Here is a 16,004-nt window from a genome sequence, read left to right as displayed (position 1 = left end):
TTTTTTACAAACTCAAATGACTGCTTGTAAAACAAACAATAATTCAAATGTTCGTCATAATTAACCACCTGTTGTTCAGTATTCACTCTCAAATTAACTTAAAAAAGCGTTCACCTCATCTTGGTTTGGAACTGAGCCAGAATGCACTAATTGATCATCAACTGCTACGGCAGGCGTACTCATTACCCCTGCTTCCATGATCGCTTGTAAATCAGTAACTTTGTCAAGGGAGATGTCCAAGGACATCTGTTTTGCCGTTTGTTTAATTAACTCAGCGGTGTTGATACAGTTTTTACAACCTGATCCGTATATTTTAATTGCTTTCATTTTATATCTCCATGTTGACGAACAGATTAAGGTTAAAGATTAATTGCGTTAAATAACCAGCCTAACAGGCTCAGTGCAATCAATAGATAAGCAGCAATGAGCCCTAATAAACGTTTACTCATCACTTGTTTTAACATCATAAATTCAGGCAAGCTAACCGCGACCGCACTCATACAAAAGGCGAGTGTTGTGCCAAGTGGTACGCCTTTTAGTAATAAGCTTTCTAATATAGGTACGATTGCAGTCGCGTTAATATACATAGGGATAGCCAGTACGGTTGCAAGCGGGACAGACCACCATTGTTTAGCGCCTAAATGTTCACTAAACCATTCCGCAGGAATTGCACCGTGAATTAAGGCACCAATACCCACACCAATAATGACCCACTTCCAAATACGTTTAAAAATATTGAGTGTCTCTTCTTTAGCAAAGTCATGGCGTTCTTTTAGGGTCATTTTTTTATGTGCATATTCAAGTGCGGTAATCGCCTGATCATTTGCATATTGTTTGGCTAAAAATGGCACGAGAAATCGCTCGCCTTTTATTAAGTCAACTAGGTAACCAGCAAACATGCCAAGCAATAAACCAATGCTGATATAAATAATGGTAAATTTAAGCCCTAATAAAGAACCGAGCATAACCACGACAACTTCATTGATTAAAGGCGAGGTCAATAAAAAGGCGATAGTCACGCCAAGGGGAATACGCGCAGACACAAAGCCCATAAAAAGTGGGATTGAGCTACAAGAACAAAACGGGGTGACAGAGCCAAAAAAAGAACCCAGTAGATAACCGATAAAACGGTTCTTCCCTTGCAAGTAATAACGTACTTTTTCTGGGTTAAGTGTTGCTCGAACAATGGCAATCAAATAGATAAGGACTAATAACAATACCAGTATTTTACTAGTGTCTTCAATAAAGAAATGGATACCTTCAGCATACTGGCTGTCGGTAGAAAAACCGAAAAGGACATAAGTTATCCAATCGGCAAGATAAGTGAACCAAACTAACATCTTTTTTCTCCTCTTGTTGTGCTTATAGGATTAACACGTTCGAGGGGCTAAAAAGATGCAGCTTTTTTTAATTATGTTCGAGGAGTAAAACTACAGACCTTATTTTCTTCGAATTGGACTTTACACGCGGTGACCATTTGCTCACGTAGTTTTTTACGTGCTCTTTGTAACCTTGATTTAGTGGCGCTTAAAGAAAGTTGGTTTAAGCGAGCATAATCAGCTTGATGCAGCCCTTGCATATCACACTGCACAATAATATCTTTATCTACTACATCTAGTTCATGCATCACGCGAAGCAGGCAATGTTGTAAATCAGTTAGAGGGCTAGCATTCTCTTCTATCGGTTTTTCTTCAATGTCATCAAATAATATGTCCACTGAATGCTTTAATTTTCTGTAGTCATCAATCAATGCATTTTTAGCGACTTTAAATAACCAACTTTTAGCATCGTCAGTATTACAAAAAATATCTTTGTGCTGCATTGCTTTAATAAACAGATCTTGAAGCAGATCTTCTGCTTTATCTTGATGGCCCGTTTGTTTAATCAGCCAACTTTTTATCAGCGGCTCATTTTCATGCCACGCATCCATTAAACATTGCACACATCCCCCTTCTTCAAAATGAAGTTCAAAAAGAATAAATTAAAATAAAACTGTACAGCCTAGCTAAATAACATTACTTTTTGTTTTCTAGATAAGCTTAATAATACGCTTAGCTTTTAGTGCAATATAGCACCATGCCACGAAATTGTTTTTTAAAAGGACCTGAACGAATGAGCCGCCCACAACCTACGATTAAACCAACGACCCCTAACTTCTCATCTGGCCCCTGTGCTAAACGTCCTGGCTACGATATTAACAAATTAGATTTAAGTACGTTAGGCCGCTCACATCGTTCTAATATTGGTAAAAATGCACTACAACAGGTGATCACAGATACTGCTGAGTTATTAGGCTTACCAGAGGGTTACCGTGTGGGCATTGTTCCAGCTTCTGATACTGGCGCGATGGAAATGATTATGTGGTCAATGTTAGGTCCTCGTGCAGTTGATATTTGTTACTGGGAGTCTTTTGGTCAAGGTTGGTATGCAGATATCACTAAACAATTAAAACTGCCTAACGTAAATGAAATTAAAGCCGATTACGGTCAGCTACCAGACTTAACACAAGTGAAACCAGAGAATGATTGTATCTTCACTTGGAACGGTACAACCTCTGGCGTGAAAGTAGAAAATGCAGACTTTATTAGTGATAACCGTGAAGGTTTAACAATTTGTGATGCGACATCAGCTGTGTTTGCGATGGAAATGCCATGGGAAAAGTTAGATGTCACTACGTTTAGCTGGCAAAAAGTGTTGGGCGGCGAAGGTGGACATGGTGTGATTATATTAAGTCCTCGTGCCGTTGAACGTTTAGAGAGTTACACACCGAGCTGGCCATTGCCTAAAATATTTAGATTAACCGCTGGCGGTAAACTCATTGACGGTATCTTTACTGGCGCGACGATCAACACCCCTTCAATGCTCTGTGTTGCAGATTATCAAGATGCATTAAATTGGGTCAAATCTATTGGCGGCGTCGCGGCAAGTATTAAAAAATCGCAAGATAACTTAGCAGTGCTATCATCATTTGTAGACAATAATGAATGGATTAACTTCTTAGCAGAAAAAGAAAGTAGTCGTTCTAATACGAGTGTTTGTCTATCAGTTAACTTATCAAACGATCAATTAAAGCAATTCATCAAATTACTAACAGATAAAGAAGTGGCCTTTGATATTGCTGCTTACAAAGACGCACCAAGTGGCTTGCGTATTTGGTGTGGTAGTACGGTAGAAAAAAGCGATTTAGAGGCCCTAATGCCATGGTTAACATGGGCTTATCAAACGGTTACTAACGCTTAGCTTTTAAATCAAAACCGTTTAACCACGAAGGTACTAAAGATAAAGAAGTTAAGGCCAAAAGCTAAAGTCATAAAATAGCTTTTTCATTATCAGCTTTTCTTCGTATCCTTCGTGAAGCATAGCGCTTCGTGGTGATTTAGGTTTTAAGTCAAACGCAATTTAACCACGAAGAAACGAAGGATAAAGAAGTTAAGGTCAAAAGCTAAAAACCATAAAATAGCTTTTTCATTATTAGCTTTTCTTCGCGTCCTTCGTGAAGCGTAGCGCTTCGTGGTAATTTAGGTTTTAAGTCAAACGCAATTTAACCACGAAGCCACAAAGGATAAAGAAGTTAAGGTCAAAAGCTAAAACCATAAAATAGCTTTTTCATTATTAGCTTTTCTTCGTGTCCTTCGTGAAGCGTAGCGCTTCGTGGTCGTTTGGTTTTAAGTCAAAAGCAATTTAACCACGAAGAAACGAAGGATAAGGAAGTTAAAGGAAATGGCTAAAAGTATAAAAAAATTATTCTTAACCATTAGATTTTCTTCGTGTCCTTCGTGAAGCGTAGCACTTCGTGGTCGTTTGATTTTTAAGTCAAAACCGTTTGACCACGAAGGCACGAAGGATAGAGAAGTTAAGGTCAAAAGCTAAAAACCATAAAATAGCTTTTCTTTGTGCCATTCGTGAAGCATAGCGCTTCGTGGTGATTTAGGTTTTAAGTCAAAAGCAATTTAACCACGAAGAAACGAAGGATAAAGAAGTTAAGGTCAAAAGCTAAAAACCATAAAATAGCTTTTTCATTATTAGCTTTTCTTCGCGTCTTTCGTGAAGCGTAGCACTTCGTGGTGATTTAGGTTTTAAGTCAAACGCAATTTAACCACGAAGAGACGAAGGGTAAAGACAATGGCTAAAAATATAAAAACTTATTCTTAACCATTAGATTTTCTTCGTGTCCTTCGTGAAGCGAAGCGCTTCGTGGTGATTTAGGTTTTAAGTCAAACGCAATTTAACCACGAAGCCACGAAGGATAAAGAAGTTAAGGTCAAAAGCTAAAACCATAAAATAGCTTTTAAATCAAACGCAATTTAACCACGAATACTGAAAATACACATTTAACATACAATAAATTTGTCTCCATAAAACACAAAATTAATTACAAACTCTATAGTTTTTTACTGCAATGCTGTAACTTACTCTTCATAAAAATAATTAAACCAGTCTTACTACCTAACATACAACACTAGAAAAAATGAGGTGCACCATGAGCAACAAACAATTCGATTTTGATTACATTTGTATCGGTGGCGGAAGTGGCGGCATTGCTTCAGCCAATCGAGCATCAATGTACGGTGCAAAAGCAGCGATAATTGAAGCTAAAGATCTAGGTGGCACCTGTGTAAATGTTGGTTGTGTTCCTAAAAAAGTAATGTGGCATGGTGCACAAGTTGCTGAAGCAATTAACCTTTATGCTGAAGATTATGGTTTTGATTTAGATGTTAAAGGATTTAACTGGGCAAAAATGGTTGAAAATCGCCAAGCTTATATCGGACGTATCCATGAATCTTACGATCGTGTTCTAGGTAGTAATAACGTTGAAGTGATTAAAGGTTTTGCCACTTTTGTTGATAAAAATACAATAGAAGTGAATGGTAAGCAGATCACAGCTCAGCATATTACTATCGCAACAGGTGGCCGCCCTACTATTCCTAACGTACCAGGTGCTGAGCTAGGCATTGATTCTAATGGTTTCTTCGATATTGTTGAGCAACCTAAGCGTGTCGCTATTGTTGGTGCGGGTTATATCGCAGTGGAAATTGCAGGCGTATTAAGTGCATTGGGAACAGAAACGCATCTATTTGTACGTAAAGAATCGCCACTACGTAGTTTTGATCCGCTAATAGTAGAGACTTTAGTTGAAGTAATGGCTGCAGAAGGCCCTACTCTTCATACTCATTCAACACCTAAAAAGGTAACTAAAGAAGCAGATGGCAGTATTACCCTGCATCTTGAAAATGGACAAAGCCAAAATGTTGATACCTTAATTTGGGCAATTGGTCGTCATCCAGCAACAGACTCTATTAATCTAGCTGCGACAGGTGTTGAAACGAATTCAGCAGGTTATATCAAAGTAGATGAATACCAAGAAACAAACATCCCGGGTATTTATTGTGTTGGTGACATTATGGAAGGCGGTGTTGAATTGACACCTGTTGCCGTTAAAGCAGGACGTCAACTTTCTGAACGTTTATTCAATAACAAGCCAGATGCAAAAATGGATTATGATTTAATTCCAACGGTTGTATTTAGCCACCCACCTATCGGCACTATCGGCTTAACAGAACAAGAAGCCATTGAGCAGTACGGTGAGAAGAGCGTAAAAGTATATCAATCAGGTTTTACTGCAATGTACTCCGCTATCACTAAACACCGCCAGCCTTGTAAAATGAAACTAGTTTGTGCTGGTGAGAATGAGGTTGTTGTTGGTTTACACGGTATTGGCTTTGCTGTTGATGAAATGATCCAAGGCTTTAGTATTGCAATGAAGATGGGGGCAACTAAAGCAGACTTTGATAGTGTTGTAGCAATACATCCGACGGGTTCTGAAGAGTTCGTTACTATGCGCTAAAGCAGCGATAAGTAAAATCTTATTGTAAATATCGACTTTAATTTAAATATTTAAAAGTAACGCAAACGAAGCTTACCTTGCTCTTATGCGTTACTTTTTAACTGCCTTTACAGAATAACTTTCATTAGCCTTATCTCTTCCCTACCTTCAAAAACAAACGAGCTAACACTTTGAATAAACTTCTAGCTCAATAATGGATGAAATTTATAGCGAATAAAAATTTATTTTCTTATTTATTATCTTGCCTTTAATTATTCATTAGCTGGATAAGGCACCATTGATTTCACCACCTTAATAATAAAATTCAACTTAACTTTACTCAATCATTCGATTAGCAGTTTCTTCTTAACTCTATTAAATTAATAAACTGAAACTTATTGTTAAGTATAAAGGTTGCCAAAAGAATATATTATAAGTTACTGATCTGTATTAAAACTTTATCAATTTAAATAGATAGCTGAGAAGCCTATTACTCATACAAAACTATAAATAGTAACACTTCATTAAAATACTTTAATTTAAATTTAACAACAAAATGAAACCTATATAAAAATAAACTAAGACACTGATTTAAAACAATTTAAATAAAAAAGTTAAATAAAAGTTAATTTTCAAAAAAGAATAAAAAATATAACCTAATAATATAAAATCGATTTTATATGTCAAAAACTTCCAAATAAACATACAAATAAATTTCAAAAGACTCTAAAAAGTGATGTCTAGATCTACTTTATGATACATATAAAAAGACTAATGAGAGCAAGATCATTTTATCGTATCCTCGAGTTTGACCCTTTTTAGCTATTCCTTAACAATAAAATTAATAAATAAAGAAATAATTCATTTAAGGAGCGATACATGAGTAAAATTAAGAAGGGACAAAAAATGAAATTAACTAAAATAGCAGCTGCAGTACTAAGCACGAGTTTAGTATTTGGTTGTGGTAGTGATTTAGAATTCCAGGAACCAAACGTAGATTCAGGTGGCACTGGCGGCGAAACTGATAATGGTGATAACACTGGCGGTGAAACAGGTGGCGAAACAACGGCAAACCTTTTTGCATCTATTACAGACACCTCCGATTCTACAGCTGGCAACTTAAGATACACCCTAGCTGATGACGGGCAAGAAGACTTAGTGGCTGGAGCATTAAGCGTTGATGTACTTTACCCTGCAGGACAAGATCAAGATTTCTCTATCGGTCTTTATGATGAGTCTGGTAACACAAGTGCTATGGTTGCAGATATTATTTTAAAATCAGACGGTAGAGTACAAACAAGGGTTGCAGGTTCAGGTACTACACTGAGCGGCGTCACTCATACACCAGGTACAGAAACAAACTTCACTGTAACTTGGGATGCTGCAAATACAACCTACACTGCAATGATGGATGGAGTAGAAATATTTACTGGTGAATTCAATAACACAGCAGCTGTAGCAGTTGCTTCTTTTGGTGTTAAATTAGGTTCAAATTCTAAGATTGCTGCTGAAGCGTCAACGATAGATAATATTAAAATTTATTCTGATACAGAGATGTCAACACTGATATTTGAAGATGATTTTGAAAGTTTTACTATTAATGATGATTTAGCGGGCGGTGCAGCAGTATTCTACAGTGGTGTAGAGGCTGTTATTGGTGGAGTTGAAAGTTCAGAAGAAACAGATACTGAAACAGATACTGGAGATAATGCATCTCAATTTGCGATAATCGCCGATACACTTGATTCAGATACTGGTGAGTTAAGATATCAACTGTCTGATGCACTTGCTGTTGGCCAAGCTAATGTATCTTTTTTATACCCTGCAGGTGAAACAGAAACAGCTGCATTTACTGTATTTTCTACTGGTGGTACCTCTACTTCAAGCTCAGAACATATTGCTGATTTACAATTAGACTCTGGCACTATTTCACTAAGAAATCAGGGTGACATTTCAACATTTACACCAGGTGAATGGGTAGATTTGCAAATTAATTGGTCTACAAATGGCACAGAATCTGCTGAAGTAACAATAACGGTTGATGGTACAGTAATCGGTACATACACTAATGCATACAGTGCTGATGGTAATGAAGATACTGGCGCACAAGATATTCAAATTAGATACGCTGGCGGAAGTGCAACAACTGAATTTGTATTAAATGTTGATGATTTGGCAATTTACTCAGATGAAGGCACAACTGAAGTATTCTCTGATGACTTTGAAAGCTATGAAATTGGCGCTGTTCTTGATGAAATAGATGGCACGGTTTACCATTCAAATAGTTCAGAAGCAACTGTTGGCGGTACTGAAGCAACTGAAACTGAAGTAGAAGAAGAAACAGGCACAGACTCAACTCAAGTTGCAGCTATTGCTGATACTCTTGACTCAGATACTGGTGAGCTAAGATATCAACTGTCTGATGCCCTTGCCGTTGGTCAAGTTAATATGTCTTTCTTATACAACGAAAGTGAAACAGAAACGGCAGCTTTAACAGTATTCTCTAATGGTGGGACTTCAACTTCAAGAGGAGAGCACATTGCTGACTTACAATTGGACTCAGGTACTATTTCACTTAGAAATGTAGGTGAAATCTCAACATTTACACCAGGTGAGTGGGTAGACCTACAAATTAATTGGTCTACCGATGGTAGTGAAACAGCTGATGTTACCGTCACAATTGATGGTGTAGAAGTTCACTCTTATAACACGCCTTACAGCGCTGGCGACAATGTAGATACAGGTGCAAAAAATATCCAAGTTCGATACGCAGGTGGAAGTGCGACAACTGAATTTACTTTATACGCAGATGACTTAACAATTTACTCTGATGCAGGAACAACTGAAGTATTTTCAGATGACTTTGAGAGTTACGAAATTGGCGCTGTTCTTGATGAAATAGACGGTGCGGTTTATCATGCAAACAGTTCAGAAGCGACTGTTGCTGCTCAACCAACAATTGCGCAATAAAATTTAGAAAGTAATTAAACTCTAATTTTTATCAAATACCGTTCATGCAAATGAACGGTATTTTTTTATCTAAATGTTAAGCCAGTGATCTAAATTTTACGCAGAGAAAAATTTAATTTAAGACAAAATACCAACCACATTAACAAAAATATACCTCTATAATTAATCATATTTACATCAATATTAACTATCAACTTATCACTTTTAATACATTATAATTTGCCCTATTTTTATTTGTATTATAATTGAATCTGAATACGGTTAACCACTCAAAATAGAGAGATAACGCTAGCCTGAAACAGCGCTCATTACCCCCTTATTAAATGGAATTTTTACTGTGAAATATAAATTAACAAGCACTCTTTTATTAACATTATTACTCAGCGCTTGTGGCGGAGGAGGTGGTAGCTCTTCTGACTCAAGTGCAACAGATACAAACTCAACTAACACTGGTTCTACTGATTCAGAATCTAACGTTGAATATACTGGCGTACCTTATGATTACTCTCAGTATGTAGATGCACTTGATAATGCAAATTTACAACAAACAGACCTATCTGATTGTACTGATGATGACATTAATAATACTTGCTCAAAATCTGATGTTGTTGATGCAGGAGAATATGCAAATTACGACAGTGAATATTTTTATATTGATGCAGATTCTGGTTGGTTAACTTTTGAAATGGAAGGTGATAGTAATCGTACTGAACTTCGCTTCACAGAAAACTTTTTAACTAACTCGGCAGATACAAAATATACGTTAACTGCTGATATATTGCCTATTTCACCATCTACATCAGTTGCCAATAGTACCGATGGTGAAGAGATCACTTTATTACAAGTACACAATAAAGGTGAGAATGGTGTCACTGATGATACGGTTTTATCACATCCTTTATTACGCGTTGTCTGGGATGGAGAAAGCCGAACAGACGATGCTACTGATAATTCATATAGCAATGCTTATTGGGCCATCATTAAAACAAATGCTTACGAGTGTAAGAATGAAAGTAACCCTAACTACAATAATAATTGCCCAGACTCGTATGACTTCTATTACTTGAGTGATTACGATGCAAATAGCCCCACTAATTTTGAAATTATAGTAGGTAATGAAACATTAATTATTAATGTAAATGATGGCAATAAAGTTAATATTAGCATCGATTACTGGGCAAATTTATACAGCTATTTTAAAGCCGGTGTTTATAACCAATATACAAATGGTAATAGTGTCGTACAGTTTAAGACAATCACTTATAGTGAAAGCGATTATAATGATGAAACAACATCACTAGACATGAATGCACTAGACCCAGACCTTCCACCGTCAGATAACTTCGACCTTTCGACATGGAACCTAAGTGTGCCGATTGATAATGGTGAAGGTGACGGTTATGCAAAAGCAACGACAATCACAGTAGAAGAATTAAATGATGGTTATGAGTTAGAAAACTATTTTTGGACTGATACAACCGATGGCGGTATGGTTTTTAGAGATTATATAGGAGGAGCCCGCACATCTTCAGGCACTTCATACTCTCGAACAGAATTCCGTGAGATGTTGCGAGGTGAAAATACTCGCATTAATACTCAAGGCGTTAATGAAAACAACTGGGTATTCAGTAATGCCCCGGAAGATCAACAAGATGATGCAGGTGGTGTAGATGGTAATATGGTCGCAACATTAGCCGTTAATCATGTAACAAGTACAGGTAATAGTTCTCATCAGGGTCGTGTCATTATTGGTCAAATTCATGCAGCAAGCGATGAGCCAGTTCGTGTATATTACCGTTTATTAGATGGTCACACTAAAGGGTCCATTTACATTGCTCATGAACCAAGTAATGGTAACAGTGAACAATGGTACAACATGATTGGTTCAAGAAGTAATAGTGCAAGTGAGCCTGAAGATGGTATTGAACTGGACGAAAAATTCAGTTTTGAAATTGATGTTGTTGGCAATACTCTGAACGTTAGCATTATGCGAGATGGCAAAGATACCATTACTCAAACTGTCAATATGGAAAACAGTGGTTATGATGGATACTATGTAAAAGATGGAGAAACACTCGAAGATTACATGTACTTCAAAGCAGGAGCTTATAACCAAAATAACTCAGGCGATACTTCTGATTATGTACAGGTAACCTTCTATGCTTTAAGTAAAACACATTAACAAAAGATCTAAGCATTAACTTTTTAAACATCTTGTTAAATTTACTTATTTAGCCAATTATTAAGCAATTAATAATTGGCTTTTTTATACAGTAAGTTCCCCATAAAAAAACACTCTAAGTCATAACCACTGACCTAACCGTTGAGACTTCATCACACTAAAACCTCCTTATTGTTACTACCCTTTTCTGTATTCAAACAGCCTATACCCGTTACCAATCCAGATGTATTATTCAATCGTTAACTCGGACACCAATACAAGACGTAACATGACGACAATGACGAGTCCTTATCGAATGTTACACACTGTAGTAGCTTGCTGAGTTGGCAATCCACAGGATAAGCCATAAGGCACTAACTTCGTTGTTATAAAGTGTCGATTTAACCCAGTAGATCTTTACCTTTATGCCTAGAATCTGTTTACGTCACAATTTGCTGATTTTTGCACTTTGAATGGAGACGGGTATATATGATGAAAAAATACAATAAATAACCTCAGTCCTGGATAAGCAAAGCGATACAACATCGCTATTTCCGTGGATTTCTGCGTTAAATTATTTCTCAATAACCCGTTATTACTTAAACAATTCGCCTGAACTACGTAAAACGAATGACACTCACTAGTAAAAAATAGTACCTTATTATTTTAAATACAATTCCGCTTTCATTAACCATAATTGATGTTAACTGCTTAAAATATTTCAAATACTCCCTCAAATTCTATTCGACTTGAAAAACCATAGATAATACATAAGGCTAATTATGGAGTAATGTATTCTACTCAAACTTATAGGTTTAATGATAAATCATAAGGTAAATAAAGCTTACAACTATAGTTAGAGTTATTGGGATGAGTGGTACTGCAAGTTTATATTCTTTCAAAGGGAAGCGTTTTATTAGAAAACTAATAATGGCGGTAGTTTAAGCGAGTGAGGATAAAATAACATAGCCTCAATGAAAGGGCCTAGATAGCCGGTCACACAATAATCCTATCTAGTACCAATAAGGTATAAACCAATGACAGAGAACCGTTATGTAGTTATAAACAAGGTGTAATGTATCTGGTTAACTATAATACAGAAAAGCTTCCAACGATTGTATTAGCAGCACTTACCTTTCTATTGCTCACCTTAAATTTACTAATGCCTCATTCATTAATGACCATCAAATAAAGCCTGTGGTCGATACATCAAGATAGAGGACGCCTATTTATAGGGATAGTTATAGGCTTGATGATAAATAAAAAGCAAAAAAAAACGGTTAGATAAACTAACCGTTTTTATTAACTGATGTTAATCAGAGTAAAGAGAGATTAATTTGTTTCAGGTAATCTATCTTTATCTTCATCATCGTCGTCATCACTTACATTGCTATCAACCGCATTAACTAACAGTAAACCGATAGCTAGTACAATGCCGCCACATAATACAAAGATTAAACTTTGCATGAATGGGTTTGGTAGGAAGAACATTGTCATAATACCAACACCAGCGAAGCTAATTAATAGACCAAGCATTTTACGTTGTTTGTTATCAAGACGTTGTTGAGCGTTAGACTCGTTGTGTAGAGGAGTCGCTAAGTTGTTGAAGAAAGTATCAACATCTTTTTCACGTTCAGGTGATAGTTTTTTGTAGAACAACATAGTACTACAGAAGAAACCACCAGTAATAACGATGTGACCTAGTAAACCAAGACCAACTTTAAGGTCTTTCCACTCACGGCCAGTTAATGCTGTATCTAAGTTGAACCAGTTTTGGATATCAGCTGCAGAGATAACTAAACCTACGTAGTAAGATACAACAGCACCAACAATCAATGTTGCCCAAGCTGCCCAATCCGGTGTTTTACGAATAAAGAATCCACAGAACGCTGGTACAGTCATAGGGAAGCTGATTAACGCACCTACATACATCATTGTATCGAATAGGCTCAGACCTTTTAGTGAGTTAATAAATAACGCGACTAAAATGATGATGATACCAAATACTGTTGACGTAATTTTAGAACAAGTTACTAACTCTTTTTCAGTTGCCTTTGGACGTAAAACAACTTGATAGAAGTTTTTAACAAAGATACCTGAGTTACGGTTTAGACCTGAGTCCATTGAAGACATAGTCGCCGCAAACATTGCAGAAATAAGTAAACCAACCATACCTACAGGCATGTATTCATCTACGAAGTAAAGGTAAGCGTAATCGGCTGCTTTTTTACCAGCTTCAGGGTACATAGCTGTTAAATCAACACCAGTAGATGCTAAGAACCAACTTGGTAAGAACCAAATGATTGGACCAATCGTCATTAAGATACAAGCTAGTAATGCCGCTTTACGTGCATTTTTTGAATCTTTAGCCGCAAGGTAACGGTAAGAGTTAAGCATGTTATTAGTAATACTGAATTGCTTAACAAAGATAAAGAAAGACCATAAAGCAAAGATACTGAAGTAATTGATTTCCGTACCAACAAGGAAAGTAACTTCTCTTGTTTGCTCAAAACCTTCAATGATGTTTGAAATACCACCACCTTGGTTCAGCGCCACAATTGCACAAGTAATCGTTACAGACATGATGATAACCATCTGCATAAAGTCAGATGCGATTACCGCCCATGACCCGCCAGTTACCGACATAACTAATACAACAATACCTGTTGCCCAAATAGTTGTTTCAATATCTACACCGAAGATACCAGAAGCAATGATAGCAAGACCATTCAGCCAGATACCCGCGTTAATAACACTGTTTGGCATACCCGTCCAAGTAAATACTTGTTCGTTTTTGCTACCAAAACGTTGGCGTACCGCTTGAATTACCGTTACAACACGTAGTTGACGGAATTTAGGAGCGAAGTACAAGAAGTTCATCAAGTAACCGAATGCGTTAGCAATAAAGATAATCGCAACAGTGAAACCATCGTTGTATGCTTTACCAGCAGCACCAGTAAATGTCCAAGCACTAAATTGGGTCATGAAGGCAGTAGAACCTACCATCCACCAGAGCATGTTACCGCCCCCACGAAAGTAATCACTTGTATTTGTGGTGAATGTTCTGAACATCCATCCGATGGCAATAAGGAATAGAAAATAAACCCCTACCACTAATATATTAAAATCCATATCAAGACCCTTTGTGTTATTAAGATTGGCACGACCATATCTCAGAGAGAGGATTAATTGTATTACAATAATAAAAGTATGTGATTGAAATCATATTTAATGAACAGTGATGATAAAGAACTTAATCTAGATCAGATTTAACTGATCAATACAGTGTCATCAAGAATAAGTGGCAAGTAGCACAAAATCGATAAAATAGAAGAAGGAATCAGATAAAATTAAAACTAAATAAACCCTATTATAACCAATAAAAACAATAGATAAGATACTTTTACTGATTGGATTAATATCAAATCATCAAGATCTTCGCTAATAACATATCTAATTAAAAGCCTCTATAAAGTAATGCCTTATTAAATTTATAAAATATGTATTTTAATGTCTTGCCACAGAGTAAATGGAAAAACAACAAAGTACTGAAAAATAAAGTCACAAAAAGAACAAATATGTTACCTAGCTCTCTATACGAACTAATAAGTTAGTTTAAAAAAACAACAAAACCATAATAAGTACATGATAATAAACAACAAATAATTTTTAAGTTTGACTTGTTAAATTTTGGCACAAAAAAGTTAGAGCGAACTCACAGAACAAAACCGCAATAATTATGTATTCTATTTGTATTATGAAATGCCAATATAAATCAGGTGTGGCATAAAAAGTCTTTCGGTTTTAATGCTTGTCATAGGGAAGATTGATTGTTTAAAAGTGAACACAACACCCTAATATATACAGCAATAAAATCAAAACGTAAAATTAAAGTCAAATTGGATGATAAAAATGAAATTACAAAACAAATTAATTTTTGCCGTTGCAACAACCGTATTAGCAAGTGCTGCTTCTGCTGCACAAATTGACTTCCGTCATGAGTGGAGAGCGAATGATCATAGAGAAAAAAGTCGAGTTAAATTAGGTACAGGTTTCAAGATAGAAAGCGTTGATAATTTGAAAGCCAACATTGGCATGGAAATGAAATTTGAGAGCACTGATAGAACAAAAACACTTAGTGAAATAACACTTACAGAGACAGAGTTAGATTTAGGTTTAACGTATAAAATAGGTAAATGGCAAATCAAACCAGGCATGCCGATAGCCCTTACAGACCGTAAAATCACCTACAAACCTCAACTTCGTGTTGTTTATAAATCAGACTTTGGTTTAATAACTGCATTACGTTACCGTCATGAGTTTGCAAACTACTCAGATCCAACTGATGGCGATACCAATGTTGAAACAGGCAAGACAATAAATCGACCAACTAAATCTAAAGTAACATTAACAGGTGCTTATAAAATTGATTCCCTTCCTAACCTTAAACTAAGTTATGAAGCAAACTACATAAAATCATGGGATAAAGTAAGACAATTTAATAACAAAGATTGGGAATATGATGCAGGTATCGTTGTCGGCTACCAATTTGGTGACTGGCGTCCATTTGCGGAGATCTGGACTGTTGATGAAAGCTCAAAAACAAGCTCAAGACAAGCACGTTACCGTGCTGGTATTAAATACAAATTCTAAACCTTAAAATGATTAATTGAGTCTAATCATAAAAGCCGCTTAGGAAACTAAGTGGTTTTTTTTCACCTATAATTCACTCTAAAATGTGTTTAATACCAAAATAATTAATAAGGTGATCATTCTTGCTGGTTAAAATCCCCACTAACTGCGTTGTGAGTTTTGAAGTGAGAACAACTATCTCCTACAACTCACGCCTTATTAGTGTTAATTTTTCCTGCGTAATCTCTGATCACTTATTTAATTCCATTGGTATAACAAAAATACGTACATAAGAAAACTTGGTTTGTTGTTAATACCAATAATAATATATCGATCTCCCTCTAGCCTATGACTCAACCTTACCTTTGATATCAATTAAATCTAATTTACTAAATAAATTTAACAACCTATCAACTA

9 protein-coding genes are annotated in these 16,004 nt (G+C 36.1%); 5 read left to right on the top strand and 4 right to left on the bottom strand.

Going from position 1 to position 16,004, the window contains the following annotated elements:
• Positions 1 to 93: 93 nt before the first annotated feature.
• The 3 genes from GQR59_RS00830 to GQR59_RS00820 all read right to left on the bottom strand — a co-directional run bounded on the left by GQR59_RS00830 (position 94) and on the right by GQR59_RS00820 (position 1,942).
• Entirely contained in the window at positions 94 to 327 is a 234-nt protein-coding gene (locus GQR59_RS00830) for a thioredoxin family protein (protein WP_160060282.1), read from the bottom strand.
• Positions 328 to 359: 32 nt separating this feature from the next.
• Positions 360 to 1,340, bottom strand: a complete 981-nt coding sequence (locus GQR59_RS00825) for a permease (protein ID WP_160060281.1) — start codon at positions 1,338 to 1,340, stop codon at positions 360 to 362.
• A gap of 71 nt (positions 1,341 to 1,411) precedes the next feature.
• Positions 1,412 to 1,942, bottom strand: coding sequence for a sigma-70 family RNA polymerase sigma factor (locus tag GQR59_RS00820; protein WP_160060280.1), 531 nt, complete (start codon positions 1,940 to 1,942; stop codon positions 1,412 to 1,414).
• 170 nt (positions 1,943 to 2,112) lie between these two features.
• Here GQR59_RS00820 and GQR59_RS00815 point away from each other — a divergent pair, with 170 nt between their 5' ends.
• From GQR59_RS00815 to GQR59_RS00800, 4 genes are all read left to right on the top strand, one after another.
• Positions 2,113 to 3,240, top strand: coding sequence for a phosphoserine transaminase (locus tag GQR59_RS00815; protein WP_160060279.1), 1,128 nt, complete (start codon positions 2,113 to 2,115; stop codon positions 3,238 to 3,240).
• 1,240 nt (positions 3,241 to 4,480) lie between these two features.
• Positions 4,481 to 5,845: a glutathione-disulfide reductase gene (gene gorA, locus GQR59_RS00810; protein ID WP_160060278.1), complete on the top strand. Its 1,365-nt coding sequence runs from the start codon at positions 4,481 to 4,483 to the stop codon at positions 5,843 to 5,845.
• A gap of 858 nt (positions 5,846 to 6,703) precedes the next feature.
• Complete coding sequence (locus GQR59_RS00805) at positions 6,704 to 8,794, top strand: hypothetical protein (protein WP_160060277.1); 2,091 nt, start codon at positions 6,704 to 6,706, stop codon at positions 8,792 to 8,794.
• Between the two features lie 337 nt (positions 8,795 to 9,131).
• Complete coding sequence (locus GQR59_RS00800) at positions 9,132 to 10,976, top strand: polysaccharide lyase family 7 protein (RefSeq protein ID WP_160060276.1); 1,845 nt, start codon at positions 9,132 to 9,134, stop codon at positions 10,974 to 10,976.
• Between the two features lie 1,311 nt (positions 10,977 to 12,287).
• Here the strand turns inward: GQR59_RS00800 and GQR59_RS00795 are convergent.
• Positions 12,288 to 14,087 carry a sodium:solute symporter family transporter gene (locus tag GQR59_RS00795; RefSeq protein ID WP_160060275.1) on the bottom strand — a complete coding sequence of 600 codons (1,800 nt, stop codon included), beginning with the start codon at positions 14,085 to 14,087 and terminating at the stop codon, positions 12,288 to 12,290.
• Between the two features lie 780 nt (positions 14,088 to 14,867).
• On the opposite strand from GQR59_RS00795, the gene GQR59_RS00790 reads away from it, so the two are divergent.
• Positions 14,868 to 15,608 carry an oligogalacturonate-specific porin KdgM family protein gene (locus GQR59_RS00790; protein ID WP_160060274.1) on the top strand — a complete coding sequence of 247 codons (741 nt, stop codon included), beginning with the start codon at positions 14,868 to 14,870 and terminating at the stop codon, positions 15,606 to 15,608.
• Positions 15,609 to 16,004: the final 396 nt, after the last annotated feature.

The organism is Psychromonas sp. L1A2, from assembly GCF_009828855.1.
Classification (GTDB): domain Bacteria; phylum Pseudomonadota; class Gammaproteobacteria; order Enterobacterales; family Psychromonadaceae; genus Psychromonas.
This window is presented reverse-complemented; position numbering and strand designations above follow the sequence as displayed.

Bases quoted from the DNA above. Each gene is read 5' to 3' on its own strand.
- GQR59_RS00830 (WP_160060282.1), bottom strand. From the start codon at position 327: ATGAAAGCAATTAAAATATACGGATCAGGTTGTAAAAACTGTATCAAC.
- GQR59_RS00795 (WP_160060275.1), bottom strand. From the start codon at position 14,087: ATGGATTTTAATATATTAGTGGTAGGGGTTTATTTTCTATTCCTTATT.
- gorA (WP_160060278.1), top strand. From the start codon at position 4,481: ATGAGCAACAAACAATTCGATTTTGATTACATTTGTATCGGTGGCGGA.
- GQR59_RS00805 (WP_160060277.1), top strand. From the start codon at position 6,704: ATGAGTAAAATTAAGAAGGGACAAAAAATGAAATTAACTAAAATAGCA.
- GQR59_RS00815 (WP_160060279.1), top strand. From the start codon at position 2,113: ATGAGCCGCCCACAACCTACGATTAAACCAACGACCCCTAACTTCTCA.
- GQR59_RS00825 (WP_160060281.1), bottom strand. From the start codon at position 1,340: ATGTTAGTTTGGTTCACTTATCTTGCCGATTGGATAACTTATGTCCTT.
- GQR59_RS00790 (WP_160060274.1), top strand. From the start codon at position 14,868: ATGAAATTACAAAACAAATTAATTTTTGCCGTTGCAACAACCGTATTA.